The organism is Bacillus sp. DX4.1 (genome assembly GCF_030348195.1).
Lineage (GTDB): Bacteria > Bacillota > Bacilli > Bacillales > Bacillaceae_G > Bacillus_A.
Window position 1 is genome coordinate 1,879,415 of the sequence record NZ_JAUCFT010000008.1, and the last position, 16,451, is coordinate 1,895,865.

At 36.0% G+C, this 16,451-nt stretch carries 15 protein-coding genes; 11 read left to right on the forward strand and 4 right to left on the reverse strand.

What is annotated here, in order from left to right:
* The first annotated feature begins 111 nt into the window (after positions 1-111).
* Complete coding sequence (locus QUF99_RS12520) at positions 112-1,323, forward strand: multidrug efflux MFS transporter (RefSeq protein WP_289370439.1); 1,212 nt, start codon at positions 112-114, stop codon at positions 1,321-1,323.
* A gap of 106 nt (positions 1,324-1,429) precedes the next feature.
* Here QUF99_RS12520 and QUF99_RS12525 read toward each other — a convergent pair whose 3' ends face one another.
* Complete coding sequence (locus tag QUF99_RS12525; protein WP_289370440.1) at positions 1,430-2,191, reverse strand: DODA-type extradiol aromatic ring-opening family dioxygenase; 762 nt, start codon at positions 2,189-2,191, stop codon at positions 1,430-1,432.
* A gap of 414 nt (positions 2,192-2,605) precedes the next feature.
* Between QUF99_RS12525 and QUF99_RS12530 the strand changes: the two genes are divergently transcribed.
* The 9 genes from QUF99_RS12530 (at position 2,606) to QUF99_RS12570 (ending at position 11,348) form a co-directional block, all read left to right on the forward strand.
* Entirely contained in the window at positions 2,606-3,529 is a 924-nt protein-coding gene (locus QUF99_RS12530) for an alpha/beta fold hydrolase (RefSeq protein WP_289370442.1), read from the forward strand.
* A gap of 62 nt (positions 3,530-3,591) precedes the next feature.
* Entirely contained in the window at positions 3,592-4,197 is a 606-nt protein-coding gene (locus tag QUF99_RS12535; protein WP_289370444.1) for a pentapeptide repeat-containing protein, read from the forward strand.
* A gap of 97 nt (positions 4,198-4,294) precedes the next feature.
* Positions 4,295-4,741 (forward strand): GNAT family N-acetyltransferase, encoded by a 447-nt coding sequence (locus QUF99_RS12540; RefSeq protein WP_289370447.1) that lies wholly within the window; start codon positions 4,295-4,297, stop codon positions 4,739-4,741.
* Positions 4,742-4,797: 56 nt separating this feature from the next.
* Entirely contained in the window at positions 4,798-5,154 is a 357-nt protein-coding gene (locus tag QUF99_RS12545) for a YunG family protein (protein ID WP_483298599.1), read from the forward strand.
* Positions 5,155-5,249: 95 nt separating this feature from the next.
* Positions 5,250-6,557: a bifunctional S-methyl-5'-thioadenosine deaminase/S-adenosylhomocysteine deaminase gene (locus QUF99_RS12550; protein ID WP_289370450.1), complete on the forward strand. Its 1,308-nt coding sequence runs from the start codon at positions 5,250-5,252 to the stop codon at positions 6,555-6,557.
* Between the two features lie 245 nt (positions 6,558-6,802).
* Positions 6,803-8,446: a peptide ABC transporter substrate-binding protein gene (locus tag QUF99_RS12555; RefSeq protein ID WP_289370451.1), complete on the forward strand. Its 1,644-nt coding sequence runs from the start codon at positions 6,803-6,805 to the stop codon at positions 8,444-8,446.
* A 160-nt stretch (positions 8,447-8,606) separates the two neighbouring features.
* Positions 8,607-9,305, forward strand: coding sequence for a response regulator transcription factor (locus QUF99_RS12560; protein WP_289370452.1), 699 nt, complete (start codon positions 8,607-8,609; stop codon positions 9,303-9,305).
* Positions 9,271-10,365, forward strand: a complete 1,095-nt coding sequence (locus tag QUF99_RS12565; RefSeq protein ID WP_483298600.1) for a sensor histidine kinase — start codon at positions 9,271-9,273, stop codon at positions 10,363-10,365. Before QUF99_RS12560 ends, QUF99_RS12565 begins: the two co-directional genes overlap by 35 nt.
* Before the next feature lie 83 nt (positions 10,366-10,448).
* The gene (locus QUF99_RS12570) at positions 10,449-11,348 is read left to right on the forward strand and encodes a M23 family metallopeptidase (RefSeq protein ID WP_289370453.1); all 900 of its coding nucleotides are present in this window, start codon (positions 10,449-10,451) and stop codon (positions 11,346-11,348) included.
* A 48-nt stretch (positions 11,349-11,396) separates the two neighbouring features.
* Here QUF99_RS12570 and bacA read toward each other — a convergent pair whose 3' ends face one another.
* The 3 genes from bacA to QUF99_RS12585 form a co-directional block, all read right to left on the reverse strand.
* A complete protein-coding gene (gene bacA / locus QUF99_RS12575; RefSeq protein WP_289370454.1) occupies positions 11,397-12,209 on the reverse strand; it encodes an undecaprenyl-diphosphate phosphatase in 813 nt (270 codons plus the stop codon).
* A 210-nt stretch (positions 12,210-12,419) separates the two neighbouring features.
* Positions 12,420-13,715: an Nramp family divalent metal transporter gene (locus QUF99_RS12580; RefSeq protein WP_289370455.1), complete on the reverse strand. Its 1,296-nt coding sequence runs from the start codon at positions 13,713-13,715 to the stop codon at positions 12,420-12,422.
* Positions 13,716-14,219: 504 nt separating this feature from the next.
* Complete coding sequence (locus tag QUF99_RS12585) at positions 14,220-14,792, reverse strand: helix-turn-helix domain-containing protein (RefSeq protein WP_289370456.1); 573 nt, start codon at positions 14,790-14,792, stop codon at positions 14,220-14,222.
* A 278-nt stretch (positions 14,793-15,070) separates the two neighbouring features.
* On the opposite strand from QUF99_RS12585, the gene trhO reads away from it, so the two are divergent.
* Positions 15,071-16,045, forward strand: coding sequence for an oxygen-dependent tRNA uridine(34) hydroxylase TrhO (gene trhO / locus QUF99_RS12590; RefSeq protein WP_289370457.1), 975 nt, complete (start codon positions 15,071-15,073; stop codon positions 16,043-16,045).
* Positions 16,046-16,451: the final 406 nt, after the last annotated feature.

Consider the following 16,451-nt stretch of genomic DNA (forward strand, 5'->3'; position numbering starts at 1 on the left):
TAGGAAATAATATTCCCTGCTGGGGGCTAATTTCATTTTATACGGAATCGTATTGCTAAACATTTTGAAGTAAAAAGTGTAGAATGGGTCTTTAGGAAAGAAGGTGTAAAAATGGCCAACTGGAAAAGAAATTTAATCATTTGTTGGCTTGGTTGTTTTACTACTGCAGCTGGAATGAGTTTGGTTATTCCGTTTTTATCCTTTTACATTGAGGAGTTAGGAGTGTCTGGTACTTCTAACATTGCAGAGTGGTCAGGAATTGCATTTGGTGTAACATTCTTAATGGGTGCGATTGTATCACCTTTATGGGGAAAACTTGGTGATGTACATGGCCGAAAATTGATGCTCATTCGTGCAAGCCTTGGTATGGCGATTATTATGACACTCATGGGATTTGTAACCAATATATATCAATTAGTTGCTCTCCGTTTTCTTATGGGAGCTGTATCTGGTTTTCTTTCAACGGCAATGACATTTATCGCAGCAGAGACACCGCAAAAACATTCTGGTTGGGCAATTTCTACTTTATCAACCGGTGGTGTAAGTGGTTCATTACTTGGACCATTGCTCGGAGGATACCTATCTGAATTAATCGGAATGCGTCACGTGTTCTTAGTAACGGGCGGTTTTTTATTTCTTTCTTTTTTAATTGTCATTTTCTTTTTACATGAATCTAATCCTACTACAGAAAAAAAAGAACAGCCAAAGAAAGTGTGGACGATGGTCCCAGCAAAATCTTTTATTATGAGTTTATTTGTAGCAACGTTTATGATTCAACTTGCGAATATGTCGATTCAGCCAATCATTACGTTGTATGTGAAGCATTTAGCAGATGCAAATACTGCTCATATTGAAATGGTTGCTGGTGCAGTTATGTCTGCAACAGGTTTAGCTGTTATTCTAACAGCTCCTAGATTAGGACGCTTGTCGGATCATATTGGGCCACAAAAAATACTCGTTGTTGCTTTGTTTATTGCAGGAATTATTTTTATCCCACAAGCATTTGTGACTTCTCCTTGGCAATTATTAGTGCTTCGTTTTCTGCTAGGGATTGCGCAAGCTGGATTGTTACCTTCCGTACAAACTCTATTAAAAAAACATACACCAAACCATGTTACTGGACGTATTTTCGGATACAATCAATCATTTCAATTTTTAGGGAATATGATTGGTCCTGTTCTAGGCGGACAACTTGCTGCACATGCCGGATTCCAGTATGTATTTTTCTCTACAGCAACGCTTTTGTTTATTACTTGCATTTGGGTATACTTCAACAGTAAAAGCATTCAAACATCGGAACAGGTTCATTTAAAGGTGAGTTAACTACAAGAAAAGTGTATGCAATATGGGTCAAGTAACTCTGATTGAATGGTATGAAAAAAGGATGAAGCGAAAGGTTACGCTTCATCCTTTTTTCATATTGTATCTACTAAAACTGAAAGCAAAGATAACTTAATGTGCCAAGTTCATAGCTACGATGAATCATTTTTCCTTCAGAAGCGCCACTTCCCATGGCAATGAAAAGAGGGACAAAGTGTTCAGCTCTTGGAACGGCTAAACGTGCATGAGGAGCGTCTGTTTCCCAATTGAAAAGCGCCTCTTTATTGTTCTGTTGCATGTGATCAATGAGCCATTCGTCAAATTCAACAGCCCATGATTCAGGTGTAGTTTGTTCCCAGTTTAGCATGCGTAAATTGTGTACAGTAACACCGCTACCGATGACTAAAATATCCTCTTGTCCAAGTCCTTGAATGGCCTTTCCAATTTCATATTGCTCTTTTGCTGGAAGGAATGGATTTACTGAAATTTGAATGACTGGGATATCAGTTTTTGGGTACATCCGGTGTAGTAGTGTCCAAGAACCGTGATCTAATCCTCTCGTTGTATCTTTTTGAACTGGAATTCCTTTGTTTTTAAATTTCTCTGCTAGCATAGATGCAATGGCTGACGAACCTTTTGCTGTGTATTTTATTTCATATAATTCAGGAGGAAAACCGCCAAAATCATAAATCGTTTCATATTCATCGTCTGAGGAAGAAATCGTTAAAACTTCACTCTCCCAATGAGCTGTAAAAATAACGATTGCTTTCGGTTGATATGTTTCACCAAGTGTTTTTAAAAATTGTGTATAGTCTGTATCTTGAATTGCAAGCATAGGAGAACCGTGTGCTAAAAATAAAGATGGCATCATAATAATTACCTCCAAATCATATAGTTACTTTATGTAAGTAACTATATGATTTTATTTTCGTCTCGTCAAGAAATAACATAGTATGAAAGAAAGAATCATGATTTGTAATAAGCAAGGCTTTTGCATATAATTTATATATAAATACAAATTAAAAAACCGACATAAAACCCTTCTTTTTAGGTGGAAGAGAGCATCCGGCCATGCATAGAAGCGGTCAGATCCTTTTCCTGCCCAGACATAGTGAAAACAAAGAGAGAAAACGAGTGCAGGTCACCTTTTGTTATCCATAGCCGCGGCTATATGTCGAAAAATCAAAATGGATTTATATAGTAAGAAGAATGAATAGTCATTCATTTCATAGGGATATAGATTGGTATTGTTATGAAAGTGATTATAGATTTGGGGGCTGTCAAAATGAACATACAGGAAAGCTTCGTTATGGCACTGGATGGATCGGAAATTTATCTACGTAAATGGTTGCCAGAAAATGAGCTGCGTGGGATTGTACAAATTGCACATGGTATGACAGAACATGCTGGTGTCTATACAGAATGTATTGAGGCTTTATTAAAGGCTGGATATGGTGTGTATGCTCACGATCATCGCGGGCATGGACAAACAGTGAAGCAGGAAGAAGATTATGGTCATTTTGAACCAAATGTTGGTTGGGACCAAGCTGTTTCTGACGTGATCTTTGTTTCAGAGCTGATCCGTAAAGAGTATGATTGTCCGCTTTTTTTACTAGGACATAGTATGGGTTCTTTTCTATCAAGACGTGCTGTGCAGCTTCGCGGTGAGTTATATGATGGATTCCTTATTTCTGGAACGGGCGGGAACCCTGGGTTTTTAGGAGTAATTGGTCATAAAGTTGCAACGGTTGAAATGAAACTTCGTGGCGCGAAAAAGAAAAGTCCAATGCTAAACTTTTTATCATTCGGTAATTTTAACTCGAATTTTAAGCCGAACCGTACGAAATTTGATTGGCTTTCTTCGGATACGAATCAAGTTGATAGATACATAGAGGATCCATTATGTGGATTTATTTGTACAACGAGCTTTTACCGTGAATTATTTAACGGTGTGCTGACAGTAAACAAGCCTGAAGAATACAAGAAAACACCAAAAAATCTTCCAATACATATCTTTTCTGGTGATCGTGATCCAGTTGGAGATATGGGAAAAGGCGTACAAGAAGTATACGACATGTATAAAAAATGCGGCGTAAAGGATGTAACGATCCGTTTATATGAAAACGGTAGACATGAAATGTTCCATGAAGTGAATCGCCATGAAGTATTCCAAGATTTGATTTCTTGGCTAAATGAGCATATTGTGTAAGATGAAAACCTCGCTTTTTCATAGAAGCGAGGTTTCTTTTTTCAGAAATAGGAGGTCCAAAAATGACGGAATTTATCAATAAGGAATATATAGAAATAGATTTTCGAGAAGTTGCGATAAAAGAAGAGGAGTTAAGAAACTGTACATTTATGAAATGTCGTTTCAGAGGTGTAGATGCATCAGAAATTTTAACGCAAAACTGCCACTTTATCGAATGTGATTTTACGGGTACTCTTTTCAATGCCTCTATACATAAAGGCTCCACCTTTGCTAATTGTAAATTTTCTGGAGCAAATTTATTTGTTTCTAAATTTGAGGAATGTAAAATGACCGGATCGGATTTTGAAGAGGCGAATTTAGACGGAATGACAATCGAGGGTGGCGATTGGTCCTATACGAACTTACGGTTTGCGAATTTAAGTAAGCAAAAATTAAAAGGCATTCGCTTAGTTGAAGCGGACTTGTATGAATGTAATTTAGAAAAAACGGATTTACGTGACTCGGATTTGACAGGGGCACTGTTAGGAAAAGCTAAACTTGTAGGTGCTGATTTACGAGGTGCTACAGTTGATCGAATAGATTTCAAATCGTTTGATTTGAAAAATGTAAGATTAGACGTTGCGCAAGCAGTTGCTGTTGCTACGTGTTATGGCGCAAAGGTAAATTGAAAAATTATGTATGTAAAAACGAAAGAATTCTTACTGTGATAAAGTACATGTAAGGATTCTTTTTTTGTATGTATAAAGAAGATAAGGGGAGAAGTCAATGATAGTTAGAGAAGCTTTATTAAATGAAGCAAACGAACTAAGTAAAATTGCCTTAGAATCAAAAGCAACGTGGGATTATAGTGAAGAATTTATATTGGCATGTAAGGAAGATTTAACAATTACGGAACAGTATATTGAGAATAACTATGTTTATATTTTAGAAAAGGAAGGCGTGAAAATTGGCTTTTTCTCATTCGAAAGGAAAGAAGTTGATAGCCTTGATTTTCTATATTTATACCCAGTCTATAAAGGAAAAGGTTATGGGAAAATTATTTGGGAATGTGTTGTTCAACAAGCGATTAAAATAGGAATAACTAGCTTTACAATTGATAGCGATCCCAATGCGAAAGGCTTTTACTTAAAAATGGGTGCGAAACAAATAGGAGAAACACCATCGACAGTTTTTAAAGATCGTGCACTTCCACTTTTGCGGTATGATGTATAAATGATTGCCTTTTATAATTGGAAATTATTTTGAATTTAGTTAGGGGATGCTAAATGATGAGTACTGAAGTAGCAAAGATGAAAGATATTTTCTTCAAATCTTGGTCACTCGAATCCAGTTCAAAGTGGACATTAGATAATCCAGCAAAGGGACAATGTGGTGTAACCGCATTAGTGATAAACGATTTGTTTAGGGGAGAAATACTGAAGACAAAGGTTCCAGAAGGATGGCACTTTTATAACAGCATCAATGGTGAGCGTTATGATTTTACAGAAACGCAATTTTCGAAAGAGATTCTATATATGGATATTCCTTCTAACAGAAAAGAAGCATTTGCAGATACAAATGAAACGCAATACAATGCTTTAAAACAACAAGTACACAAACAAGTAATACAATCTATCTCATGGTAATTATCTTTTGACTCTTGATTCTTTATGAGTTACTATAATGGTAGTAACTCATAAAGGGAAGGTTATACTTAAAAGAGTCGAGAGGGGAAATAGTTTTGAAAACAGCTTATGTAAGCGCTACGATTGCGACCTTAAATGAAAAGAATGAAGTATTGAAAAACGGATATATCATTGTAGAAGATGATAAAATTATAGAAGTGCAGGCAGGAAAATTGCCTACAGCAGTACAAGTAGATCAAGTCATTGACCTTCATGGGAAATGGGTATTACCAGGGCTTGTCAATGTACATACGCATGTATTGATGAGCATTTTACGCGGAATAGGCGATGATATGTTACTGCAGCCATGGCTTGAAACGAGAATTTGGCCACTTGAAAGTCAATTTACACCAGAACTTGCTGTTGCGAGTACAGAACTTGGCTTATTAGAAATGGTGAAAAGCGGAACGACAGCATTTTCTGATATGTTTAATCCAATTGGAGTGGATCAGGATACTATTATGGAAACTGTTCGTAATAGTGGAATGCGTGCCGCTGTTTCACGAACGCTATTTAGCTTTGGCGCGAAAGAAGACGAAAAGAAGGCAATCCGTGATGCGGAGAAGTATGTAAAACGTTATTACAATGCAAGTGGCATGTTAACAACGATGGTCGCTCCTCATAGCCCGTATACATGCTCTACAGAAATGCTAGAAGAGTGCGCACGAATTGCAGTGGAAAACAGTACAATGGTTCATATTCATCTTTCTGAAACAGAGCGTGAAGTTCGTGATATTGAAGCGCAATACGGAAAACGTCCAGTAGAGTATGTAGCGAGTTGTGGATTATTCCAGAGACCAACTGTCATTGCTCATGGTGTTGTGCTAAATGAAAATGAGCGCGCTTTCCTAGCGGAAAATGATGTACGCGTTGCACATAATCCGAATAGTAATTTAAAATTAGGATCGGGTATAGCAAACGTTAAGGCTATGCTGGAAAGTGGAATTAAAGTCGGAATTGCAACGGATAGTGTTGCTTCAAATAACAATCTAGATATGTTTGAAGAAATGCGCATCGCGACTCTGCTGCAAAAAGGGATTCATAAAGATGCGACGGCATTACCTGTTGAAACGGCTCTTTCATTAGCAACAAAAGTTGCAGCAGATGTAATTGGGATGAAGCAAACAGGTTCGCTTGAAGTAGGGAAATATGCTGATTTTATTACGATTGATCCATCTAATAAGCCGCACTTACAACCAGCAGAAGAAGTGTTATCACACCTTGTATATGCAGCGAGTGGAAAAGATGTTTCAGATGTTGTGATTAACGGGAAACAGATTGTTTGGAATGGCGAATGTCAAACATTAGATGAAGAGCGGATTATTTTTGAAGCAGGCCGTTATAAGCGTGGATTAAATATGTAATTGAATTTCTAAGCTAATCCAGATTAGAAATTCAATTAAGAAAATATAAGGACGTTATCCTTTCCAGCGAATAATAGGGACGGATAACGTTTTTACTTTCTATGGGCGTTATACAAAAAATAATTATAAAGCCTATAAAAGGTAAACGAATAAAAGTTCAGTAAAATATCATACTTTTGTTACTAGTATTCTGTTATAATAAGTAGCGTTTTATAACATTATTCGAATTTAAGGAGAAAAAATTCATGAAGTGGCAAGAGAGACTATCAATGGTAATTATACTTGCAATATCTTTATTTGTTTCTGCTTGTAGTAATAAAAAGGTAGATGAAAAAGCAAATGAGAGAGTTGAAAAACAAATATTAAATGTAACGATATCAGAAGAAATCCCGTCCCTCGACACAGCAAAGTCAATGGATGGTACATCATCACATGTGATGCAAAATATATTTGAGGGGTTATATGTGCTTGATGAAAAAGACAACCCAGAACCAGGGGTTGCAAAGTCCTTTGACAAAAGTGAAGACGGAAAAACATATACATTTCATTTGCGTAAAGATGCAAAGTGGTCAAATGGAGATGCGGTAACAGCGCATGATTTTGTCTATGCATGGAGACGTGCCGTTAATCCGAATACTACTTCACAATATGCATACATGCTATTTCATATGAAAAACGCAGAAGAAATAAATAAAGGTGCATTGCCCATTGATCAACTAGGAGTGAAAGCAGTCGATGATGATACGTTAGAGATACAATTAGAGCAGCCGATACCGTATTTACTTCATTTATTGGCACTGCCTATTTATTTACCGCAGCATGAAACATTTGTGACTGAAAAAGGAAGCACCTACGGATTAGAACCAGAGCATTTGATTTATAATGGACCATTTGTATTAACAGATTGGAAACACGAGCAAGAGTTTCAGTTAAAGAGAAATGATACATATTGGGATAAGGATAAAGTGAAATTAAAGGAAATCAATTTTCATATTGTAAAAGATACAGCGACAGCTGTTAATTTATATGAATCTGGCAGTATTGATCGTATTCCTATTAACGCTTCATTTGTTGATCAATATAAAGGGAAACAGGACTTTTATGCGACAAAAGACGCTGCCATAGCCATGTTGCGTTTTAATCAAAGTAATGCTGCACTAGCAAATAAAAAATTACGTCAATCGCTTTCAATGGCTTTAAATAAAGAAGCCTTTGTAACGCATTTCTTAAACAATGGGGCAACAGCGGCACAAGGCCTTGTACCGGTAGGATATAAAAATGAAATAGATGGAAAAGATTTTCGAAAAGAAAATGGGGATATAGCCATATATAATATTGAAAAGGCGAAAACCCTTTGGGAAGAAGCAAAGAAAGAGCTTCGTACAGAAAGTGTTACACTTGAATTTTTAAACTTTGAACAAGATCATGCAAAGTGCACAGCTGAATATATAAAGGAAGAACTTGAAAAGCACTTACAAGGATTGACGATACATATAAAGCAGCAGCCATTTAAGCAGAAGTTACAGCTTGAAAAAACCGGACAGTATGAAATGTCTATGGTTGTATGGGGACCGGATTACAAAGATCCAATTAGTTTTCTTGAATTATTTACAACAAGTAACCCGAATAATAAAATGGCTTACTCAAATCCTCATTACGATGAACTGATAAACAAAGCAAAAAGTGATGTTGTATTACAGCCAAGGAAAAGATGGGAAGCTTTACAAGAGGCAGAAAAAATATTGATAGAGGACGCTGCAGTAGCACCACTCTATCATACCGGTTCGGCATACTTACAAAAGGAATATGTAAAAGGTATTGAGAAGCATCAATTTGGTGGTGTGTATACGTATAAAAATGCGTATATCATTGGAAATGAAGAGAATTGAGTGGAGAGTAAATAAGAGCTAAGTGCTTTGTATAAGCCTTAGCTTTTTTATTTTTATACAATACGTAAGTTTGTATAAAGAAATGTTATAGATATTGCTTATATGCATGGTACTATAAAATTATGGAATATATTTCAAATATACAAAATGAGGTTTAACTATGAAACAGCAATCTATATTAATCGTAGATGACGATACTGATATCGTTCAATTAATTGAAGCGTATTTGAAACAAGAAGGATATCAAGTTATAAAAGCTTATAACGGAGTAGAAGCGTTACAATTACTCAGTACGAATGATGTTCAACTTGTAATTCTTGATATTATGATGCCAGCTATGGATGGTATTGAAGTGTGTAGAAGAATAAGAGAGAAGCATAGCATTCCAATTATCCTATTAAGTGCGAAATCGACTGATGTAGATAAAGTAATTGGATTAAGTACAGGTGCAGATGATTATATCGTCAAACCATTTAGTGCAATTGAGCTTGTAGCACGAGTTAAGGCTCAGATAAGAAGATATACGTATTTAAATCAAAGTAGCAATCATGTACATGATACGAAAATACAGATTAAAGGGTTAGAAATGGATGAAAGATCTAGAAAGGTTACGTTGTACGGGAAAGCTATTAATCTTACGAAGACAGAATATGATATATTGCATCTTTTAGCAAAACATCGAAATCGAGTATTTACACTAGAAGAGATATTTGAAAGTGTTTGGGGAGAAGCAGCTTATGAAAGTAATAACACTGTCATGGTTCATATCGCAAGATTAAGAGGGAAGATAGAAGAAAACCCAAAGGAATCAAAAATTATACAAAATGTTTGGGGAGTCGGATATAAAATTGAAGGCTAACTTATTTCAAGGAATTAGAATGAAGTTTTTTATCGTTTTTATTTGTAGCATCGTATTAGCTACTATATGCATTGTATTGTTTCAAAGTGTAATAGCAAATACATATGGAGATGTCGCTAAATTAGAAGAGAAGTATTCTTTTATCTATTTTGTTATTTTTCTTGTTTTTACCTCACTCTTTTTCTTTCTATTTTCAAAGAATATGATGAGAAGATTGGAACAAATCAATCAAAATGTGAAAGAGATTAGTATGGGAAACTTAGAAGTACATATACAAACAGTGAAAAATGATGAAATTGGCGAATTAGCAGCGAATATTAATGGGATGACCAAAAATTTAAAAGAATCAATTGAAAAAGAAAAAACAGCCCAAAGAATGAAAAATGAGCTGATTAGCAATATATCTCATGATCTACGAACGCCCGTAACATCCTTAATAGGTTATGTTGATTTAGTGGAAAGAAATCTTGATACAAATCGAGAAGCTTGCGATCAATATGTAGCAGTACTAAAACGAAAAAGTTATGAGTTGAAAGATCAAATAGATGATTTACTAGAATATTGTCACATTAACTATAGAGAAATTCAGTTACATAAAGAGGTAATAGGAGTTAAACAATTATTGGAGCAAATAATGATTGATTTTGTACCCCAACTAGAAGAGACAAAGATGAACTTTGATATCGAGTGTAATCAAAATTTGCAGATTGAAGCGGATATAAGCTTAATAGTAAGGTTAATGCAAAATGTAATTAGTAATAGTATTTCTTATGGGAAAACTGGAAAGAAAATTGATATTCAAATTTTGCAGGAAGAAATGAGCATCGTAATAAAAATCAAAAACTATGGGGAACGAATTCCAGAAGAAGATCTACCGCATGTATTTGAAAATTTTTATCGAGGAGAAAAATCAAGGAGTACTCATACTGGTGGGAAAGGAATGGGACTTGCTATTGCCAAAAGTATTGCTCATATTCATGAAGGTGATATAACAGTTTGGAGTAATAAACAAGAAACAATATTCACCATTATCCTACCAAAACATAAAAAGGAATCGTAAGAAAATCGTAAGTATTTCTTTTATATGTCGTAATGTCTGTTCTATATCATAGCTAAGGAAGATGTAGAACTGGAGGGAATAACATGTGGAAGAAAGTCGTACTTATATTGCTTGCTACAGTATTATTAATAGGATGGGGCTCAGTTTTTCTAGTTGGAGGTATTGTAGCAGTTTTTGCTTGGTGGATGATGCAAGCTTTTAGTTTGTTTGGCGTAGTTATTTTAATGGTTTCGTTGATTATTATAATCTTTCAATTAATTAAAAGGCGAAGAGTAAGTCAACTAACCAGTGCTATTTGTATTCTCTCTATAATAGTAGCATGGCCATGTGGCTGGTTTATTGGAATTGGACAAATGGCTTATCCAGCAGATATTCATTCGACTACACCAAAAGCAACTATTCGTCTTCCTATAAATCAACCTGTGCTAGTAGGATGGGGTGGGGATCGTCTTGAAACGAATTATCATGCTATGGCCCCAATTGAACGTTGGGCATATGACCTTCTCATTCCACCAGCGGGGATAAAAAGCTCAAAACTAGAAGATTACGGTATATTTGGAGTAGAGGTAGTAGCTCCTGCCTCGGGAACGGTTGTATCAGTAAATAATGTGGAAGCTGACCTAATACCAGGTACTGATAACTATAAGTCTATGGCAGGTAATCATGTATATATACGTTTAGATGAAACAGGTACATATCTTATGATTGCTCATCTGAAGAAAGATTCAGTACGAGTAAAGGTTGGACAACATATACAAGAAGGAATAGTGATTGCTCAAGTTGGGAATTCAGGGAGTTCTAGTGAACCTCATTTGCATATTCATCATCAACGTCAAGATCCTTCTAAGACAAGTATATTTCTTTCGGAAGGATTACCACTTTATTTTCGTGATATTGATGGACCAGCTATGCCAGAAGGTGGAATTCGTGTAAAGAATGGAGATGAAGTGCCGGTTGGAGATATAATTTCACCTGTATCCTAAAATAACGAATCCCCTCTGTATTACAGCAGAAGGGATTCGTAACAAATCTTATAAAATAAAAATCCAAAACATAATGGCTAGAACGAAACGATAAATCGCGAAAGGAATTAGCTTTATTTTAGAAATCAATGACAAGAAAAATTTGATCGCGATTAAAGCAACGATAAAAGCTGTTAAAAACCCTGTAATAAACAATGGTAGATCACTAGCAGAAAGCTGACTCCAATTATCGAATAAGTCTTTGCCAGAGGCTGCGAACATAATGGGAACAGCCATAATAAAGCTGAATTCAGAAGCCGTTTTATGATTCATGCCAACTAATAAACCACCAGATAACGTCGATCCCATTCTAGAGAGACCAGGGATGAGAGCGAGACACTGAAATAATCCCATGTATAAAGCTTGTTTATAAGTCACAGAATCAAGATTTAATGTGGCAGAACGGTTCTTATGTAGTAAATCAGCGGTAATCATCAAAATGCCGCCAGCTACTAGTCCAATCACAACTGTTTTTGGAGAAAACAAAACGTTTTTAATGAAGCCATGAAATAGAAGCCCGCCTATCATAAAAGGAAGAATCCCAATAAATACATGTAGCACATTAAGATGAGACTTTGCAGGACCTGCTGTTTCAACTGATTTACCGATTCCGACAATATTAAGCAGGCGTTTCCAAAAGACAACGACTACCGCAAGGATAGAGCCGAGCTGAATGACAACTTCAAATGTAGTAGCACGCGTTGTGCCTTCAAACCCAAGTAAATGTCCTACTAAAATTAAGTGTCCTGTCGAAGAAACAGGAGCAAATTCAGTTAACCCTTCTACAATTCCTAATATTACAGCTAAAATAATATCACTCATTTATCCATATCCTCCTGAAAAACAAGAAATTCCCACACTATTCCAGTATAGGAGATATTTAAATAATATGAAACTTAATTTTCAAACTGAATCTGATATAAAAAGCAGGTTAAACGAGTGTGTTTGTTTTGTACATACCGGAGCAAAATAAAAAGAAGATATCTTACAGACTCGATATAATCGAGTTTGTAGGAGACATCCTCTTTCTTATTAACCAGTAAATGTTTGATACAGCAAGAAAATATTTAAAGTGATAATTAAAGCGGCAATTAACCATGCGATTGTGGTTGTAATCCAGTGGTTGACTAGAGCGCCCATAATTTTTTGCTTGCTTGTAAATACAATGAGTGGAACAAGTGCAAATGCAATCCCGAATGATAAAACGACTTGACTCATTACGAGGGCACGAGTCGGATTGACGCCTAAAGCGATAATAACAAGCGGCGGAATCATTGTAATAAATCGTCGTAAATATAAAGGAATGTGCATGCGGATAAAGCCTTGCATAATAATATCACCAGACATCGTACCGACAGAAGAGCTAGATAAGCCGGCAGCTAGTAGCCCAACTCCGAAAAGAGTGGCAGATACAGGTCCAACTAAATTACCAAATTCGTTAAAAGCGACATCTAAGTCTTCAACATGCAGTCCATTTTTGAAGAATAGAGCTGCTGCTACAATTAACATACTCGCATTAATGGCCCCAGCAATGACCATCGCAATTATGATATCGATAAATTCAAAGCGAAAAATCTTTTTACGCTGTTCATCTGTCGTTCCCACGACGCGGCGCTGCGTTAAAGCCGAATGCAGATAAATCGCATGTGGCATTACTGTTGCACCTAAAATACCTGCCGCAAGTAAAATACTGTCCACACCTTGGAATTTAGGAACGAATAGCCCTGATAGAAGAGGGCTTAGTTCTGGTTTTGCATAAAATACTTGCACTCCAAAAGCAACAACGACAATAAAGACCATGCCAGTAATCACGGCTTCTAATGGGCGAAAACCACGGCGTTGAAACTCAAGAATAATGAATGAGCCTACCGCTGTAATTAACGCTGCCGGCAGCATGGGAATGCCAAATAGTAAATACAAACCTAAAGCTGCACCGATAAATTCGGCGAGGTCGGTTGCCATAATGACTAATTCACCTTGTATCCATAAACCGATAGAAACAGGTTTTGGAAAGTGCTCCCGAGCCACTTCAGGTAGATTTTTTCCAGTCGCAATCCCTAATTTAGCGGACAGGGATTGGATTAATACTGCCATTAAATTAGAAGCAAGGATAACCCAAAGTAGTAAATAACCGTACTGTGATCCTGCCGCAATATTTGTGGCGAAGTTCCCTGGATCAATATAGGCAACAGATGCAATAAAAGCAGGTCCTAAAAATGGTAATAATCGTTTGAATCCTTTTGTTTCACCGCTTAAAGCTAACTGTGCTGAATGAGCCGTTGTACTTTGTGGAGGGACATGTTCATCTTTTGTTATATCTTTATTCATAGTAGAGTTCCCCTTTTGTTTCTTAGCTTGATGCAATTTATTTTATTTATTCTTATTACTTAATTCAATACATTTAGATATTTTGTTTGATGTTTTTATTTGAACATAAATCTTTCCTATGTGCAAATTATATGAACTTGCGCAAGATTTGGTGTATGAGTGTGGAAAAAAACAGTTTTTAAATGACTAAAGTGGCTTTGAAAGGGGAGGGTACATAATTTTATGAAAGTTACAATGTAGAAAAGAATTATTTTATGATGGAAAATACTGAAAAAAGCAGCCTTGCAAGGACTGCTTTTTTCAGTATTTGCGTTTGAATAATTTTATCCCGCACTAACGGGCAGTGATACCCCCACCGCAAAGTTCGGCAGGAAGCAAAGAAGTTAGGTGGGGGATGAAGAAAACCCCCACTGATCAAAGTTTCACTTTATCAACACAAATTTTAAAATGAAAGAAATAACGTAGTATATAATCTTTTTAAATAGCCGTTCGGTATCGAATCTTTTATAGGGATTGAATATGGGGATTAGAATAAAAAATTGTCATGCTAAATTCACAGATTTTATCGGTTGGATTTTGATATACTTGGCAAGCATCTGCAGAGAATGAGATGGCATCTCCTTTTTGCAAAATATAGCTTTCACTGCCGATTTCAATGGTTAAGATACCGGAGTAGACTGTTAAAGACTTTATCGCCCCTATTCCATGGGCTTCAGAAAGATGTCTACAACTTGGTAACAATCGCATACGATAAGTCTCAAGTGGTAGGCCTGGTGAGGCAAATGTATTATGAGCCTCAAAAAGGTCGTCATATTCTTGAAACTTTGGTTGCTCCTCTACTCGAAGAAGTCTGATAGAGGGATCCCCTGCAAAAAATGAAGCGAATGGAATTTGTAATCCGGCAGCTATTTTCCATAGTATTGCCACAGTTGGATTAGAGGTACCACGTTCAATCTGCCCAAGCATTGGCTTACTAACGCCAGTGAGTTCAGCAAGATCGTCCAAGGATAATTTACGTTGTTGTCTGTGATAACGTAAACGTTGACCAATTTGAATTGATAAGAAGCTTTTCTCCATTATAATTCTCCCTTTTAATTCCGATAAATGTTTTAGCATAAAAATTGATAGATAAGAACTTGTATGTTATATAATATATTAGTATTATTATAACATACAAATAGGAGAGTTATTTCAAACTTTTTTATTTGTGTTAACCTAAGGAGAACCATTGTAAATAGGTTAAATTTATTTGTATTATGATGGGTATATTTTTTATTTTTTATTATATGTTCCGATATATTCGTTAATGTATACATTATTTAGAAATATTAAGTTAGATAGGTGGTAGAAATAAATTGTCAAATAATAAACCATACAGAGTGTTACTGTACTATATGTACACTACAATTGAGAATCCTGAAGAATTTGCAGCTCAGCATTTAGAGTTTTGTAAATCGCTTGAATTAAAGGGAAGAATTCTTGTGGCGGAGGAAGGAATCAACGGGACTGCTTCTGGAACTGTTGAGCAAGCGGAGAAATACATGGAAGTGATGAAGAACGATCCGCGTTTTGCTGGGATCGTATTTAAAGTGGATGAAGCAGATGAGCATGCTTTTAAAAAAATGCATGTTCGTCCTAGAGAAGAGCTTGTTACGCTGCGCTTACATGATGATATTAACCCAAAAGAAACAACTGGAAAATATTTAGAACCGAAAGAATTTTATGAAGCGATGCAGCAAGAAGATACAGTTGTAATTGATGCGAGAAATGATTATGAATTTGATTTAGGACATTTTAAAGGTGCGATCAAACCTGATATTAAATCTTTCCGCGAATTACCGGATTGGATCGATGAAAATAAAGAGATGCTTGAAGGTAAAAAGATTTTAACGTATTGTACGGGTGGTATCCGTTGTGAGAAGTTTTCGGGTTGGTTAGTTAGAGAAGGGTTTGAAGATGTAAGTCAACTTCACGGGGGAATTGTAACTTACGGAAAAGACACTGAAGTGCAAGGTGAACTGTGGGATGGGCAATGTTATGTATTTGATGAGCGCATTAGCGTGCCTGTTAATCAAAAGGAACATATCATTGTTGGAAAAGACCACTTTACAAATGAACCATGTGAACGCTATGTAAATTGTGCAAATCCAGAGTGTAACAAACAAATTTTATGTTCAGAAGAAAATGAACATAAATATTTACGTGCATGCTCACACGAGTGCAGAGTACATCCACGAAATCGTTATGTGAAAGAACATGAATTAACAGAAGAACAAGTAGCTGTCATGTTAGAAAAAATCGAAGAAGAAAACAAAATAAAGCAAGGATAATAAGTTACCTCTTAAGGAGAGAAAAGCACAGATTGTATCGTTAAAGATACGATCTGTGTTGAAACTACTTAAGAGGTTTTTTTTGTTTTTGGGATACAAATTACCTTAGCTTGATGGCGATGCGGTTGAACCCCTTATAAGGAGAATCAGCAAAAAACGGCTGCCTGAATATGAATAGATAATGAATACAATATTAAAGAAAGAAGTGAAACTAATCCAATGAATTTTATCGATAAAACGTATCCAAGTAATTTGAGTTGAACATCATGACCATACAAGAAAAAACGATAATTAGGTGATATTGTTATGCATGAATTTCCTATTATTCATACGGATTCTTGAGATGCAATCCTCGCTGTCCCTACAATCGTATTTCGTATAGGTGTGGCTATCGCAGTTTTTTACA

Coding starts and splice junctions, on each gene's coding strand:
- QUF99_RS12520 (WP_289370439.1), top strand. CDS start 112: ATGGCCAACTGGAAAAGAAATTTAATCATTTGTTGGCTTGGTTGTTTT.
- QUF99_RS12525 (WP_289370440.1), bottom strand. CDS start 2,191: ATGATGCCATCTTTATTTTTAGCACACGGTTCTCCTATGCTTGCAATT.
- QUF99_RS12530 (WP_289370442.1), top strand. CDS start 2,606: ATGAACATACAGGAAAGCTTCGTTATGGCACTGGATGGATCGGAAATT.
- QUF99_RS12535 (WP_289370444.1), top strand. CDS start 3,592: ATGACGGAATTTATCAATAAGGAATATATAGAAATAGATTTTCGAGAA.
- QUF99_RS12540 (WP_289370447.1), top strand. CDS start 4,295: ATGATAGTTAGAGAAGCTTTATTAAATGAAGCAAACGAACTAAGTAAA.
- QUF99_RS12545 (WP_483298599.1), top strand. CDS start 4,798: ATGAGTACTGAAGTAGCAAAGATGAAAGATATTTTCTTCAAATCTTGG.
- QUF99_RS12555 (WP_289370451.1), top strand. CDS start 6,803: ATGAAGTGGCAAGAGAGACTATCAATGGTAATTATACTTGCAATATCT.
- QUF99_RS12560 (WP_289370452.1), top strand. CDS start 8,607: ATGAAACAGCAATCTATATTAATCGTAGATGACGATACTGATATCGTT.
- QUF99_RS12565 (WP_483298600.1), top strand. CDS start 9,271: ATGTTTGGGGAGTCGGATATAAAATTGAAGGCTAACTTATTTCAAGGA.
- QUF99_RS12570 (WP_289370453.1), top strand. CDS start 10,449: ATGTGGAAGAAAGTCGTACTTATATTGCTTGCTACAGTATTATTAATA.
- bacA (WP_289370454.1), bottom strand. CDS start 12,209: ATGAGTGATATTATTTTAGCTGTAATATTAGGAATTGTAGAAGGGTTA.
- QUF99_RS12580 (WP_289370455.1), bottom strand. CDS start 13,715: ATGAATAAAGATATAACAAAAGATGAACATGTCCCTCCACAAAGTACA.
- QUF99_RS12585 (WP_289370456.1), bottom strand. CDS start 14,792: ATGGAGAAAAGCTTCTTATCAATTCAAATTGGTCAACGTTTACGTTAT.